Consider the following 13,793-nt stretch of genomic DNA (forward strand, 5'->3'; position numbering starts at 1 on the left):
CACCTCAGCGCGGCATGCTGTTGTTGCTTATTCGGTTCTGCATCGCCGCCCTGGCGTTGGCGTCGCGGATGTTGCTGAGCATGCCAGCATGTGTGCGATCGCGAGCCTGCATGCCGGCAGTGCCGACGAAGCCGGCAGCCCCGCGTGCGACATCGACGGCTTTCATCGGCGCGGTCACTCCGCTGAAGCGTCCAACAGCCCGTGCCACATTGCCAATGCCGGCGGCGACGCCACCGACAATGCCCTGCGCGAGAACCTGAATATTGATGAGGACGAACGCGCCGGCGCAGCATAGCAGCAGGAACGCCGAGATATCGCTGAGCTGAAGCCGGCGTTGACTGGCCGCGTTGGAGACTTTGGTCAGCTCAGGGTCCATCGCAGCGATCAGGAAAGCGGCCACGACATAGACGAAAAGCGGGATCAGCGCGTAGAGAAGCACCTGTTGGAACCACGAAACTCCGAGATTTCGCGTCTGCTCGAACAGCATGCAGGCGATGAAGATCGGTGCCGTGCCGATCAGCACCCACATCATAACCTTTGCCAGAAGCAGGATCGCCAGTGCGACGGCGATGAAGACGGCGACGCAAAGCATGATCAGGAAGCCGACCATCGACGGCAAGACCGAGAAATAGCCCGACTGTTCCGCAAATGCGGATGCCGCTTCATTGGCGGTCCGCCAGATCATGGAAAGGCCGTTTGTTGGCTCGGTTATGCCGGTGCCTGTGGCGGTCAGGATCGCGCGGCCTACGTCTTCGGGCGTGTCGTTCAGCCAGGAATAGAAGAACGTGTTGAAATGGCTCCACTGGCTGATGAGGATCAGGATCACCATCATGCGAACGATGCGGCCGATGACATCGGCCACGCTGACCCGCGACGTTCCCATGAAGAGTTGGAGGCCGTAATAGGCGACATAGGCGAGAAACATGATGTTGAGCAGCGGCATGATCTCGCCGCTGACAATGCCGTATGCACGTTCCGAAAAATTCGCCCCTGACTGCTCAATCCTGTCTAGCAGATCGCCCAAGAAGTCCTGCATTTTTGCCCACCGTCCTTTATTCCGCCAGCATCGCGTCAATCGCCGCGAAGGCCGCCGACGGGTCGCCGTTGATCGATGACATCGGGCCGCATTCCTGGCGAGGATCAGCGGCATAGGACGTTAGGTTCGCCGGTCGCTTACAGGGAGCCGTCTTTTCCTTGACCGTGCCGCAGCCGGCGACGCCGGCTGCGATCACGATCACCGACAGCAATTTGGCAGTTTTGTTGGTCTTAGTTGCCACTGTAGGTAAGCGCCTTCTTTGAATTGGAGATATCGGTCAGACGGCGTTGATTGTCGGCCTGCAGCGAGGAGACGGCGCCATTCATCACGCCGACGAGTTCGTTGATCGTCAGGCCGGCTTGCACCTGAAGCTGCGTGTTCTGGTCAATCGAGCCCTTGATGTCCTGTGCCTTGCCGATGCTTTGTCCGGCCTGTTCAAACGCGCTCCGGCGCGTTGTCACAGCCTTTTGCGAGCCATTGACCAAGGCGGCGACGCCAAGAACGGTTGAAACCAGCTCCTCATAGGATTTGTCGCTGGAAAAACCGCTGTTCGCCTTGCCGGACAGGCTTTTGACCAGCTGGAGACCGTTGATGAAGGTCGAGGCGACTTGAGAAATGTCGCCGCCAATTCCGCCGAAATTCGGCACGCCGCCCGACATCAGGCTATCGAAGGACGGCATGGAGGCGACGCTGAAACCGTTGCCCACGGCAAGGTTTTGCATCTGGCCGGATTCGCTGCCGCGATCGCCAGTGACCGCCTTCAAGGTATCCGTGACTGTCGTCAGAATGTCCTTGTTGGTGTTCAGGATCTTGTCGGTGGTGACCGACGTCTCCTTGGCGATCTTGAAGTTCGCGTTGTCGATAACCGGCACCTGGGCCGATGCCGCCGATGCAATGAGCATCGAGCACGCAGTGAGAAAGTAGCGCTTCATGGAAGTTCTCCTCATTGGGGCTGCAGCTGAAGTTTTACGTTGGCCTCGCGTTCACGCTTCTGCACGCAGGCCTCTTCGATCGGGCTCCATTCGAGCCCGGTGCGCGGGTCGCAAATGCCCGTCGTTTCGCGCGGTTTTTCGTCGTCCTTTTTCCTGAAGTTGGCGGACTGCGACGATCCCGACACCTCGCTTGTCTGCGAGGTGTTCCGCGAATTGAACAGGTCCGCCATGGTCGTTCCGAGCAGGATGACCTGGTTCATCATCTCCAGATTGGCGTTGCGGGCGCCCGAATTGTGGTCCCAACTGTCCTGAATGGTGCCGGCGTTGAGACCGCCCAGCTGTTGCAGCCAGGACGCCACATTGCCGGTGCTCTCCTGCGTGGCCTGACTGGTTGCCATGGCGTTGATCGTCGAATCCCGCATGCCTGTGTAGGCGCTGTCGCCGCCGCCATAGTTCAGCGGAATGTTGGCTCCGTTCGACCCGCCGAATGCCGGCAACCACTGTTGGGTGATCGTTTTGACGTACCCCTGTGTTTCCTTGAACGGCGGAATGCCGCCGTACTTCTGGACATTGCCATGACCGGCATTGTAGGCGGCCAGGGCTAGATTCGTGTTGCCGCCAAAGCGCTTGAGCTGCTGTTTCAGATAGCGCGCGCCGCCACGCAGGTTCTGTTCGATATTGTAGGGGTTAACGCCGAGATCGCCGGCAGTCCCCGGCATCAACTGCGACAAGCCGATGGCGCCCGCCTCAGATTTGGCACAAGGGTTGAAACGGCTCTCCTGGTAGACGAGAGCCATGAACAGATTTTCATCAACGCCTTCTTCGCGCGCAACACGTTTTACCAACCCCGCAATCTCCGGATTAGCGTTGGCAGCTGCCACCGGATCGTCCTTGCGTCCCGGCCGGAACATCGAGCAGGTGACGCTTGTGTTGATCGAATGCCGGTCCTTATCGACCTTTTCGATGTCGTTCGTCTTGTCCTTCCGGATCGTCTTTTCCGTCAGGTTTGCGCCATCAATGACCGGGACGCCCCCGGCCCATGCAGGAACGGGAGCGGCAAGTGCTGTCATCATCAACCACAGAGCAGGACTATCCTTCATTGACCCTTCTCCCATCCGCAGAATTCAGCCAACCAGTTTTCCGGCTCATCGCCGTACTTTTCCCGTAGAGCGGCGCACTCCTCGATTGTCTTCTTGCGGCCCGAAAGGACCTTCACCATGTCGGGCATGGACGACAGATCGAGCCGGGCAATGACCGAGTCATTGCCGTGCTTCACGAGAAAAGTGCGCTTCTCCGGCGGGGTGTTTTTGATGAAGTTGAATTCCTTCACCGTCAGGCCAAATCGCTTGATGTAGCTCTCTTCATCGGCGCGAGGGTTCGGGAAGTGGATGTTCGTTGCCGACTGTTCGATCAGGGTGTGCGAAGCCTTGGCCTTCGCGATGTCGGCCGCAGATTGTGTTCCGAAACCCACAATGCCGTTGAGCTTGCGGATGGTCTTCATCTTGTCGACGATGAAATTGCTGAATGTCTCGTCCTGCAGCAGCTGCCAGCCCTCGTCCATGAAGAACATGACCGGATCACCGTTCAGCAGTTCGTCGAGGCGATGATAGAGGTACATCAGCGCCGGCGTCCTCAGCTCTTCATTGCCGAGAATGCTGGTCATATCGAACCCGAAAACACTGTGCCCCGAGAATGACAGCACGTCGTGCTGTGCGTTGAAGAGCCAGGCCTTTTCGCCGTCGATCCAAGGCCGAAGGCGCGAATGCAGATCGTTTGCGTCAGCACGCGAACGACCGACAAGCAGGCCGGACAGATTCGGCAGGTTCCGTTCAGTCGCCGGCTCTTGCATCAGGCGTGTAAGCGCCTTCTCAAGCGTGTCTTCGTCCTCCTGGGTGAAGTCGCGGCGGTCGCTGGACCGCAGCATGGCTTTTAGGAGCCGCATCAGGAATTCGCGGTTGGGACCGGTGTTTTCGAGCTGGAGCGGGTTGAAGCCGGTCGGCGTCTCCGGCGACAGGACTTCATAGGAACCGCCGATGGCGCGCACGAAGATCTCGGCGCCGCGGTCCTTGTCGAAGAACACCGCTTTCGGAGTCGGATTGACGCGCATTGCTTGTGCGAGCAGGAAGGTTAATGCCACCGTCTTGCCCGAACCGGTCGGACCGGTCACCAAGAAGTGGCCGATGTCGCGCTGATGGAAATTGAACCAGTACGGCGTTTGCGACGTGGTTTCGAGAACGGTGATCGGGAGGCCCCAATGGTTGCCGTCAATCTGCCCCGTCGCGAAATTGTGCATCGACGATAGGCCGGAGAAATTGGCGCTCGACAGCATCGCCTTGCGGGCGATGTAGCTGCGATTTCCCGGAAGCTGTGCCCAAAAACCGGCTTCAAGGTTTACGTCCTCACGCAGCCAATTGATGTTCATGTCAGTGAGGCAGGCCCCAAGCTCCGACACCGACTTGCTGACGCCCTGCAAATCGCGGGACAGGCACAACAGACTCAGATGATGGAAGCCGAATACCGCTTCCTGGTTCATCAGACTGTTCAGGGCGTAGTCGATATCCTTCTCGACCGAACTTCCGGCCTCATCCGACGCCTGGATTTGCCGTTGCAGGCGGGTGATGCGCTCCTGTGCGATGGGCTTGTCCGCGATCGTGAAGGATTGCGTCAGGATGAATTCATGGTTGACCTGCAACAGCCCATCGAGCATGCCCGGCCCTGTGAACGGCGGATATTCCTTGACCGACAGCAAAGCGCCAAAACGGCTGTGTTCGTCGACCGCCGCCTGGGCCTGCATTGTCCGCTTGCTGAAGTGCAGCCGCGATGTCCCGACAAAGTTTCGTATGCCCATGCGCGGCAATCGCATCTTGCGCGGCACGCCACAGGTCAGGATCGTGTTGAAAAACTCACACGGTTCCGAATACGGCTCCTTATCGCGATAGGCGATCCCGAGCGCGCGAGCGCCGTATTTCTGGAGTTCGCGCGTGATGTTGGAGATCAGCTCCTCGAGCTCGGTGACATCCTCGCGTGTTTGCTGGTCACGCACTTCTCGGTTGGCGCGATCGAGCAGCTTCTTGACCGTATCACCAATACCGAGAGCTCCACGCATCCCCGACCGCACGATGGTCAGGTAGATTTCGTTCGTGAACATGCGCTTCTCGCGCAATTGGTCCATATAGCGTCTGTTCAGCAGCTCGCAGAACGGTTCGTCGAACGCGCCGCCAATCTCGGTCTCCACCTCACGGCGGACGACGGTTGACCAGAGCGAAAATCGGCTTGAGCCAAGCGCGCGGATCATCGTGTTTTGCACGACGGACCGCATGTTGAGTTCGGCCTGGTCCTCCGTCTGGAAAAACAGGCCGTCCAACTTGATGACGCTCAGCAAGGAGCCGTTTTCCAGCCCTATCACCGTATCGGACACGTGCCGCAGATACGGGATATGCGTGGACATAGGCCGCTCATTATGAGCGACCTTTCCAAATCCAAGCTCTTCTCTGACGACTTTCAGCATAAGGTTACGGTCCGTAGGAATTGGTGCCCCAAAAGGCTTTGTTCCGGGTGCGGGGCGTCATCCGCGACGCCACCTGCAGCACGTCCAAAATCCGGCTGTCCCAGGCGCAAAGTGAAAAAAGGACGAGATACGCCGCCGGGGCGACCAACAACGCCCACAACGAGTTCGAAGCCAGCCAGCCAACGATGGTGACGCCGACAATGATGACGACCGCCATGTACGGCACGCCCCAAAGCGTCGGCGATCGGGTCAGGCCGATCACCAACGGGGCCAAGGCTGGCTTTTCGTCCTCGTACTCAGCCATCTTACTGACCGACGGCAGCGATCATTTCGTCGACGATCGTCGGAGCGCCGAACACAAGGCCGATACCGACGATCACCGCGCCGGCCGTGAACCACGACAGGCGGCCGGCGAAGGCCAGGAAGCCAAGACCAATCACGGCAATGATCGCCAGCAACCGGCCGAACGGACCTGTAATGAAATCGACGATCATTTGGACGGCCGTTTGCAGCGGCGCGAAAGCTCCGCTTCCGCCGCCGCTACCTTGCGCAAGCGCCATATCGGCGCCTGCAACCTGAATCGCCGCTGCCAGCCCGAGCAAGGCTGCCAGCTTCAGCGTGCTAATCCCCGAACCCTTATCCGCAAAGCACTTCATGCCTTCTCTCCTTCAAAAGTGCATCACACCGCCGACAAACTTGCCGGTTTTCTTCACGGCAATGACGCCGGCGTTGCCGTCATCACCCGCATCAGCGATCGCCGCAGGGGCGGCCGCTCTGGTCTTTGTCCTGGCTGACGGCATTGCCAGACCGAGCTGGTAATTCACCACCTTGGCGACGTACCCGACCGTCTCTTTGAACGGTGGGATGCCGCCATGCTCATAAATCCGGTGCTCCCCGCTGTTGTAGGCAGCCGCCACCAGCAGAGGATTTTGAAACTCGTCGAGCAGCACGCGCAGGTACTTCATGCCGCCTTCGATGTTTTGCGCAGGATCGCAAACGTCTTCGACACCAAAGCGTGTTGCAGTGCCGGGCATCAGCTGCATTGGGCCGCGCGCGCCCTTGTCCGAATTACGGGTCTGGTCAAATCCGCTTTCAGCCCAGGCAATGGCAGTGGCGAAAACTTCATCGACCTTATGCCGACGAGCCGTTTCCACGACCAAGCTCTTGATTTCCGCAGGGCTTAGCGGGGACGGCCCACAATCTTGCACGTTTGCCGTGCTTGTGGCTGTCGGCGCGTCCACACCATTATGGGTAATCGCACCATTCGCTAGCTTACCCATATCGGTAACATAATGAGTAATCTTATCAGATGCAAAACCAAGGGATACTATATCAATAGGGTTATCTTGATCGGCCCCCGAGGGTGAGGCCGTTTCAGGTGCGACCACGCCGTCAGAGCTAAGCACGAATTCACCGCTTGCCTTACCCCACCGGTTTGCGAAAATAGCACTGATCGAAGCGTCATTGACTGGCGCCGCAGCCGGCATGTTCGTAACAAATTCCGCTTGTTTCTGCGATTCTTGAGCCGTTGTCGCTGTCGGTCGAACGGCACTTAAGGCTATAGCGCCGGCCATTACAGCCAATCGTGAAACACCTTCAATTCTAGCCCTTCTGATCATCGTCCCCCGCCTAACTTGCGGTGTTGAGATTACAACGAAAACCGATTAAGTTCGTAGGTGCATGATACCGATTTGGGGTAGTGATACAAGTTTTTGCACCATACTGAAACCCCCCTCTTGCGGGTAATCCAATGTCACCAGGATGGTTAGGGCTAGAAAATGAAACGTACCATTATCGCCACACTCGCTAGTTGCGTCATGGCAACACCGGCTTTGTCCGTGGAGGACATCAACAAGGACTACATCAAGTCGCTGGCTGCACCGGGCAAGACGGTGCTGGTCGTCGAGTATTACGACGGTTCCGGCAAGATCGTGGACCGCAAGGGATATGCGTCTCAGGCCGGTTACAAGGCCGTCTCCCCGACAGAATTTCGCGTTGATGAAAAAACAACGCTGCATCTTTTCGGGCTCGAGCCATGTCAGGGCGAGATGGTCAACCGCAAGGAAGACTTTGCCGGGGCGTGCTCAGCATTCGCCCAAGAGCAGCTTCAGATCATGTTGAAAAGCCCGAAGGTGATTTTCTGCCGCGCGTTTGTGAGTGAGCAGAACGCCGCGAAGCAGAATGCGACCTGCTACGGCTACTACAACTACCCGGGCAGTCTCGACACTGTCGACATGTTCGAAGAACAGCTTTTGTCACTTGGAGCGCTTCGGCTCGCCAAGAAGCCGGACGGAACATACGTCCGCCCGGATCTCGCCAAGGCCGAGGAAATCGGCAAGGCGGGGTCCTACGGCATGTGGGCCGATCCACGGGCAAAATCACAATGAGAAGGCTTCTCGCCATTCTCGGTTTCGCGCTAGCTCCGGTGGCAGCAGCCGCAGCACCAGCCGGCTACTTCGATCTCCAGCCAGGTGTCACGCTCGAAACCGGCGACACGTGGGTTTCAGACGGGCTGCGCTACCGTCTCTTTGGCGTCCAGTCATGCCTTCGCGGCACGTCCTACACCGACAAGAAAGGCCAAAAACGCGACTGTGGCGACGCTTCGTTGGCGGTCTTCGCCGCCTACATCAAGGACACGAAACCGGTTTGCGCGCCCGTCGCCAAGACGGCCGACCTCTCCTATGTCGTCTGCTACGCCACGTTGGGCAAAGACCGGCTCGACCTGGCTACAATGATGATCGCCAGCGGCTATGCCTTCGCTTCGCTCAACGCCGAAGGCCTGCCCTTTCATCCTCCCTATGCTGTTGCCGAACAGGACGCCCGCGAAAGGCGGGCTGGCTTGTGGCAGTTCCAAGACGTCCAACATCCGGCCGTCCTTCTGAGCCGATCGGCCAACGAGCGAGCCAAGAAAGCAAAACAATGAAAAAAACCGCCGTCGCTACGGTCATTGTTGCAGCAGCCATCGCCGCGACCCCCGCGATGGCTGCCGATATCCTCAGGAGCCCGGCTCCAGTCCGCTATGAGCCGCGCGCAATTGTGCCCGCTCCCGTCTATCCCGTCTTCAAAGGGCGCGTCGCCGTCATAGACGGTCGCACCCTCTGGTATCCCCAATTCGCTCAGGGAATTCGTCTCGCAGACATCGATGCTTGCGAGCTGCCCCAATGGGCGTTCAATCCGAAATGGGAAGACCGTGAGCGCGTCAAAGCACCGCCTCCGGTCCCTTGCGGCCCATTCGCCAAAGCCTGGCTTAAACGAACTGTCGGCAATAAATCCGTCGAATGCACCGTTCTCGCCTACGGCAATGACGGTGTACCATCCGCCCGTTGCGTCGTAACGGGCCGCGATCTCGCGCTCGAAATGCTCCGCGTCGGCTGGGCGCGGGTCGCAACCCCTTATCCCTACAACGGCCAGTACATCACCTATCAGCGTCACGCCATGGCGGCACGTTACGGCATGTGGGCGACTTATGTTCTCGACATGAACGAGTGGCGACGGAAGGCCGTGGACAAGACCTTAGATCGCCGGCCGATCGCTGATTTCAATGTTCTTGCAGAACGGGAAAGCGAAATTTCGCCTCCCTTCGCCGACGCTCGCAAAAAGCCGAAGAGGACAGATCGATAGTTGCCAGACTTCGCCCATATTGCGAACGCCATCGCAAACGATCCCTTGGCGAGCTTGTTGCTTGCCATTCCGATATCGTTCGCGCTGATCGTCCTTTCCTCACGAATCTGGTGGGTGCATGGCCCCTTTGCTGTGCTACTGCTCGCCGTCTCGATCCTTTTTCAAAGTCAACGCAACCTCGCATTCGACAGCTTTCTGGTTGGGCTCTTTGCTTTCCCGCCACTGTGCCGGGACATACCCAACCAGCTGCTTCTGTTCCGCATAGGGATCTTCTGGTTCTCAGCCTTCGCGATCATCGCCGCCATCATTTATGCCGCCGGCGATCGAGCGCAGCCCGCCCTACCCGTCGACAATCTCCAGGTCGATCGGGCGACACCGGCAGTCACCATCGAGAGGACCACCTGATATGAAAAACCTGCTTTATGCGGCAGCCAGCCTAGCAGCCGTCGCTATCCTGCCTGCTACCGCCGCCAGGGCTCAAGATGCCTCCTGGGGTTGCCAAGTACTGCTCTGTGCTGCCTCGCAAAGTCCGTCCTGGCATGGCGTCTCCTACTGCGTTCCGCCAATGACGAAACTCATTCGCGCCATGGCGAAGCCAGGCTTCTCTTGGCCGATTTGCCACGAAGCAAAGGCTGGAGAACCTGGCCGCCAAGAGTACGCAGACTGCCCGGAAGGCTCGAAGGTCGGCTATAGCGAGCGGGGCAAGGAAGGCAATCGCCGCGTCCCCGATCAGTGCGTCAAGACCGTGAATGTCTGCAAATCGAGGTTTAACAGCCAGGCCGACAAAAATGGCCTCACTATTCCCGTTCGTCGCGCTGGTCGTGACAGCGACAACGGAAGCGATAGCTGCACTAAAGAAATTTCGTCAATGCGTCCCCGCCGCGCCGACCCCTGGTATTTCGACATCCCGAACGACCAAGGCGTAAAACAACGCCACTGGTTCAATTTGAATCTTTAGGTGAGGACTCCAGCGTGAACCAAAACGCACTTCTCACGATTGCCGCCACCGTTGGCTTGTTAGCCGGCACTGGCGGCACATGGCTTGCGATGCCCGGCGTCGAAGCACAGGCACTTTCTAAGGCCGAACTCACAGCGGCTATTTCTGCCGATCCTTCTCTGTGCCCTGTTCCGCAAGCCCCGATCGTCGAAGCGCCGACGGAGGATGAAGCTCTTGCCGCCTTCCGGAAGGCACAGGAAGCTTCGCCGCTCGTTTGGGACCGCAACAACGTGCCCGAGATCTCGCTTGCTCTCGGCCAGTGCGACAAGAACAGCAGCGGCCCCGGAGTATCGTGCATGACATCAATCAAGATGTCACCACAGGCACAGCCCCTGGATCGCGTCGTCGGGTTTGCCAAAGGCGCATCCGGAGAATGGATCGCTACCATCAACTAGCCGGCCTCCGTCGCCGTTCTCGAACGGCGAGACCGACGAAAACAGGTGTTGCTGAAAATGGAAGACGAACTGCTCGACTACGCCACAGTCTGTGCGACAGGTCTGATCTGCCTCGTCATTGCCCTGCTTTTCGGCTGGAACTTCATCGCCGCTTTGATTTGGGGATGCTTGACCGGTGCCGTGCAAGCCGGTGCGATCAGGTTGATCCACGGAAGAGCAGATCGACTTTGACCCGCAAGCACCTGTGGCATGAAGAAGCCCGCTTTTCAGCGGGCTTTTTCACCCCCATGATGGACGATCACCTCACCCAAAAGGCGCCGCCATCTCCATAACCGTCGCCATTTCCCTTTCCTCGAGCCGCTCCCGCCTCGCGATCAAATATGCCGCGATGTATACCAGCTTCCCGATGGATTCCCGGTGATCGGCGGGCTGATACGCAATCACGTCGCGCCGCGCCGCGGCCTCGTCCAACGCGATCACGTCGCCAGCCCCGGGCCCTTTCTCAGCCTCTCGCAACGCTTTGGCCGCTCTTTGAGCTGCGACATGTCGTTCGGTTATGTCGGCCAGGGTGCCGAGCCGCGCCTCAGCATTAATCGCCGTGCGAATCTGCCGAGTGGAATGGTTGCCTCCGGACAGGTCATTTGAAGATTTTCCTAGGCTCAGCATGGCTTCATTCCTAGTGACGCTAGCTGCCCCGCCGCGACACTACGACTGATACCCACAGCCGAACGAAAAAATAGGGGTGACAACACCCCTATTTTTCAACCATTGAGAGTGTCACCTTACCACGAAAATAGGCAGCGAGGTTGATGGGAATGTTTCGAGCGTTGGTCGTCGAAGACCAAAACTTGATGAGACTGGCATTGATGGAACAGATTCAGGCGAGCTTCAGCGACTGCGTCGTGCTGGGCGCTGAGACCTTGGAACTCGCGACCCGAGAACTGCAAAACGACGATTTTGACCTGGTCGTGATCGATCCAGGCCTGCCTGGTTTTGACCCAACGGCGCAGGCCGATCGCCTCGCTGTCGTCGATAAAATAATCGAAACTTCCCCCAGCGCGATCCACGTCGTTGTGACAGGCTCAGACTCCAGCTCTGAGGCAGACGAATTTCGCCGCGTTGGCGCGGCCGGTTACCTGGGCAAGACCGGCCTGGAGCCCGGCGTATTCGCCGACGTGCTCGAGGACATCTCGACCAATGGCTTTTCAATGCGCCTCTCGCGCGTTGCCATGAAGATCCCCGACTACCGCTATTCCGGACTTACCCCTCGAGAACAGGAGATCATCGACATGATGACGCGGCGCGAGCGCGGAATGAAGCGCACTCAGATTTACGAACTGATGGCAGATCGCCTGGCGATCGATGCCGGCACGGCAGAGAGGTATTATAAACAGGCGCGTGCAAAACTTATGAGACGCGGTCATACGCTGCCAAAGGGTCTGTAGCAGGATGGCAGTTTTAACTGTTCACGGCATAAAAGTGCCGCTGCAGCCCGAAGATGTCTCCCCGATTATCTGGCAGGCTCTCGCAAATGGAAGCTACGAAGCGAAAGAAGCCCGTTGGGTTTTCAAGGCGGTTAAGCGTAACGACCGAGTTCTTGAACTCGGCACCGGAATTGGCGTGATCACCTCGCTGATCGGCAAGATTCCGGGTGTTCAGGTCTGGGCGTTCGAAGCAAATCCTTCGACGGCCGCTCTTGCAAAGCGTGTAATCGACGCCAACAATCTCGGCAACGTCACGTTGCAACAAGGAATACTGGCAGCCGGCGCGCCGCGCACGTTCCGATTTTACGCTCGGAAGGATCTGTGGATGTCTTCGATGGACGAAAAGCAAGGCCCTTATGAGGACGTGATCTCTATCGCGTCCACCAACATCGACGAGTTCATCTTCCAGCATAAAATCAATGTGCTGGTCATGGACATCGAGGGAGCCGAGCGCGATTTGATTCGTGGCGCCCAGCTTCCGGGTGTCCAGCGCGTCTTTTTGGAGTTGCACGATCACCTGTATGGCTTGTCCGGCATACGCGATATCACCCAGGCGCTGGCGACGAAGGGTTACGCTTACGATCCTCGCGGCTCGCGCGGAGCATGCGTACTTTTCGCCAAGGACGACGGGCCACGCGAATACGAGCCGGAGGCCGCCGATGCAGCGTAGATTCCTTGGTCTTGCCGTAGCCGCGATCATGACCTGCGGCACAGCGCCAGCGATTGGCGCCTATGACAATCCGGAAATGCTCACGATCGAAAAAGCCACTGGCGACATCGCTCAGACATTCACGATCGAGCAGTTGAAGACCGAGTTCCAACCGCATACCTACGACACGCGAACGCCTTGGACAAAAGATGACGAGACGATCGTCTTTCGCGGCCCCCTGATGAAAGATGTCCTCGCGAAGGCCGGGATTGCCGATAATCCGGCCATCAAAGTCATCGCCTACGACAACTTTGTTTCAGAAATCCGTATGGACGAGATTCAGTCGTTTGAACCGATCCTGGCTGTCGAGCGAAAGTGCACCGCCGACGACATCTCGCAGGGCTCGTGCAAGGAAGGTCAGGAGTTTCGGCCCATAAGCATGCTTGAAAAAGGGCCGATCTTTGTCGTCTGGCCTTTCGATCGCTTGCCCAGCGCCTACGTTCCGGCTCGCAATTCCATTTGGGTATTCTTCCCGGTGGCACTTCGCCCGATTCAATGAAAATCAACACTGGCAGCCTCCTTACTGTTCTGCCGTATATAGGGCTGTCGCTCGCCTTAATCCTCAGCACCTGGGCTTTCCTCCGGTCGGAACAGTACCGGCGCGACACTGACGCTATTCTCAGCCAGACCTATGAGATTCAGTGGCGCGCGACGCAGGTCCGAGAACGGTTGCTGAGGGTGAACGGTTATATCCGCCTCGCCAGCGAAGCCGGCAAGCTTGAGCCCGATATCAGCCGACAGATCGCCCTCGTCAGCGTCAACATCGAACAGCTGCTAGCCCTCTCCTATGTCGATCGTTTTCTGCCGCAGAAAGACATCAAATTGCTGGAGAACGTTCGCCAGGTCATCGAGAAAAACATTACGCCAATCATAGTGTCGCGAACCAACTACCAGGCCGCCCTGGACTACATGACCAGGCTCGAACAGGACATGTTCGAAGTGTCGAGCGCCACTGTCAATCATAGCGCCACTCTGCAGGAGACGGCTCAGATCGATATCGCGGCATCCCGCAACTGGTTCATCTTCGCGATCGCTCTAGGACTGCTCGCGACCTTCTATCTCGTGATCCATCAGCGATACGCCTTCGTGAGCCGTCGCGATCAGCGTATGC

Annotated in this window: 19 protein-coding genes and 1 pseudogene; 11 read left to right on the top strand and 9 right to left on the bottom strand. The window is 58.1% G+C overall.

Annotated elements, in window-relative coordinates; all coding sequences use genetic code 11:
* Positions 1 to 4: 4 nt before the first annotated feature.
* The 8 genes from CIT25_RS03080 to CIT25_RS03115 are packed head-to-tail and all read right to left on the bottom strand — an operon-like array spanning position 5 to position 7,095.
* Positions 5 to 1,036, bottom strand: coding sequence for a TrbL/VirB6 family protein (locus tag CIT25_RS03080; protein ID WP_095483103.1), 1,032 nt, complete (start codon positions 1,034 to 1,036; stop codon positions 5 to 7).
* A 16-nt stretch (positions 1,037 to 1,052) separates the two neighbouring features.
* Positions 1,053 to 1,277, bottom strand: coding sequence for a hypothetical protein (locus tag CIT25_RS03085; protein WP_095483104.1), 225 nt, complete (start codon positions 1,275 to 1,277; stop codon positions 1,053 to 1,055).
* Positions 1,267 to 1,968, bottom strand: a complete 702-nt coding sequence (locus CIT25_RS03090) for a type IV secretion system protein (RefSeq protein WP_095483105.1) — start codon at positions 1,966 to 1,968, stop codon at positions 1,267 to 1,269. Before CIT25_RS03090 ends, CIT25_RS03085 begins: the two co-directional genes overlap by 11 nt.
* An 11-nt stretch (positions 1,969 to 1,979) precedes the next feature.
* Entirely contained in the window at positions 1,980 to 3,068 is a 1,089-nt protein-coding gene (locus CIT25_RS03095) for a lytic transglycosylase domain-containing protein (RefSeq protein ID WP_095483106.1), read from the bottom strand.
* Positions 3,065 to 5,476: a VirB4 family type IV secretion/conjugal transfer ATPase gene (locus CIT25_RS03100; protein WP_095483107.1), complete on the bottom strand. Its 2,412-nt coding sequence runs from the start codon at positions 5,474 to 5,476 to the stop codon at positions 3,065 to 3,067. The genes CIT25_RS03095 and CIT25_RS03100 overlap by 4 nt, the downstream gene beginning before the upstream one ends.
* A gap of 4 nt (positions 5,477 to 5,480) precedes the next feature.
* Complete coding sequence (locus tag CIT25_RS03105) at positions 5,481 to 5,780, bottom strand: VirB3 family type IV secretion system protein (RefSeq protein WP_095483108.1); 300 nt, start codon at positions 5,778 to 5,780, stop codon at positions 5,481 to 5,483.
* Position 5,781: 1 nt separating this feature from the next.
* The gene (locus tag CIT25_RS03110; protein WP_095483109.1) at positions 5,782 to 6,132 is read right to left on the bottom strand and encodes a TrbC/VirB2 family type IV secretion system protein; all 351 of its coding nucleotides are present in this window, start codon (positions 6,130 to 6,132) and stop codon (positions 5,782 to 5,784) included.
* 12 nt (positions 6,133 to 6,144) lie between these two features.
* Positions 6,145 to 7,095: a lytic transglycosylase domain-containing protein gene (locus CIT25_RS03115; RefSeq protein ID WP_245329749.1), complete on the bottom strand. Its 951-nt coding sequence runs from the start codon at positions 7,093 to 7,095 to the stop codon at positions 6,145 to 6,147.
* 159 nt (positions 7,096 to 7,254) lie between these two features.
* On the opposite strand from CIT25_RS03115, the gene CIT25_RS03120 reads away from it, so the two are divergent.
* From CIT25_RS03120 to CIT25_RS03150, 7 genes are read left to right on the top strand one after another with little or no spacing between them, the layout of a single operon-like run.
* The gene (locus CIT25_RS03120) at positions 7,255 to 7,863 is read left to right on the top strand and encodes a hypothetical protein (protein WP_095483111.1); all 609 of its coding nucleotides are present in this window, start codon (positions 7,255 to 7,257) and stop codon (positions 7,861 to 7,863) included.
* Positions 7,860 to 8,399 carry a thermonuclease family protein gene (locus CIT25_RS03125; protein ID WP_095483112.1) on the top strand — a complete coding sequence of 180 codons (540 nt, stop codon included), beginning with the start codon at positions 7,860 to 7,862 and terminating at the stop codon, positions 8,397 to 8,399. The genes CIT25_RS03120 and CIT25_RS03125 overlap by 4 nt, the downstream gene beginning before the upstream one ends.
* The gene (locus tag CIT25_RS03130; RefSeq protein ID WP_095483113.1) at positions 8,396 to 9,097 is read left to right on the top strand and encodes a thermonuclease family protein; all 702 of its coding nucleotides are present in this window, start codon (positions 8,396 to 8,398) and stop codon (positions 9,095 to 9,097) included. Before CIT25_RS03125 ends, CIT25_RS03130 begins: the two co-directional genes overlap by 4 nt.
* Positions 9,098 to 9,502: a hypothetical protein gene (locus CIT25_RS03135; protein WP_095483114.1), complete on the top strand. Its 405-nt coding sequence runs from the start codon at positions 9,098 to 9,100 to the stop codon at positions 9,500 to 9,502.
* A gap of 1 nt (position 9,503) precedes the next feature.
* Positions 9,504 to 10,055 carry a hypothetical protein gene (locus tag CIT25_RS03140; RefSeq protein ID WP_095483115.1) on the top strand — a complete coding sequence of 184 codons (552 nt, stop codon included), beginning with the start codon at positions 9,504 to 9,506 and terminating at the stop codon, positions 10,053 to 10,055.
* Between the two features lie 14 nt (positions 10,056 to 10,069).
* On the top strand, positions 10,070 to 10,489 hold the full coding sequence (locus CIT25_RS03145) for a hypothetical protein (RefSeq protein ID WP_095483116.1): 420 nt from the start codon (positions 10,070 to 10,072) through the stop codon (positions 10,487 to 10,489).
* 57 nt (positions 10,490 to 10,546) lie between these two features.
* Entirely contained in the window at positions 10,547 to 10,720 is a 174-nt protein-coding gene (locus CIT25_RS03150; RefSeq protein WP_158302502.1) for a hypothetical protein, read from the top strand.
* A gap of 72 nt (positions 10,721 to 10,792) precedes the next feature.
* On the opposite strand, the gene CIT25_RS03155 is transcribed toward CIT25_RS03150, so the two are convergent.
* On the bottom strand, positions 10,793 to 11,155 hold the full coding sequence (locus tag CIT25_RS03155; protein WP_095483118.1) for a hypothetical protein: 363 nt from the start codon (positions 11,153 to 11,155) through the stop codon (positions 10,793 to 10,795).
* 149 nt (positions 11,156 to 11,304) lie between these two features.
* Between CIT25_RS03155 and CIT25_RS03160 the strand changes: the two genes are divergently transcribed.
* The 4 genes and pseudogenes from CIT25_RS03160 to CIT25_RS03175 form a co-directional block, all read left to right on the top strand.
* Entirely contained in the window at positions 11,305 to 11,934 is a 630-nt protein-coding gene (locus CIT25_RS03160; RefSeq protein WP_095483119.1) for a response regulator, read from the top strand.
* Between the two features lie 4 nt (positions 11,935 to 11,938).
* Positions 11,939 to 12,643, top strand: coding sequence for an FkbM family methyltransferase (locus CIT25_RS03165; RefSeq protein WP_095483120.1), 705 nt, complete (start codon positions 11,939 to 11,941; stop codon positions 12,641 to 12,643).
* Positions 12,633 to 13,181 carry a putative pterin-binding protein gene (locus tag CIT25_RS03170; protein WP_158302503.1) on the top strand — a complete coding sequence of 183 codons (549 nt, stop codon included), beginning with the start codon at positions 12,633 to 12,635 and terminating at the stop codon, positions 13,179 to 13,181. Before CIT25_RS03165 ends, CIT25_RS03170 begins: the two co-directional genes overlap by 11 nt.
* Positions 13,142 to 13,793 (top strand): annotated as a pseudogene (locus CIT25_RS03175) (hypothetical protein); the annotation flags it as partial. The gene CIT25_RS03170 and the pseudogene CIT25_RS03175, both read left to right, overlap by 40 nt.

Source organism: Mesorhizobium mediterraneum, from assembly GCF_002284565.1.
GTDB lineage: Bacteria > Pseudomonadota > Alphaproteobacteria > Rhizobiales > Rhizobiaceae > Mesorhizobium > Mesorhizobium mediterraneum.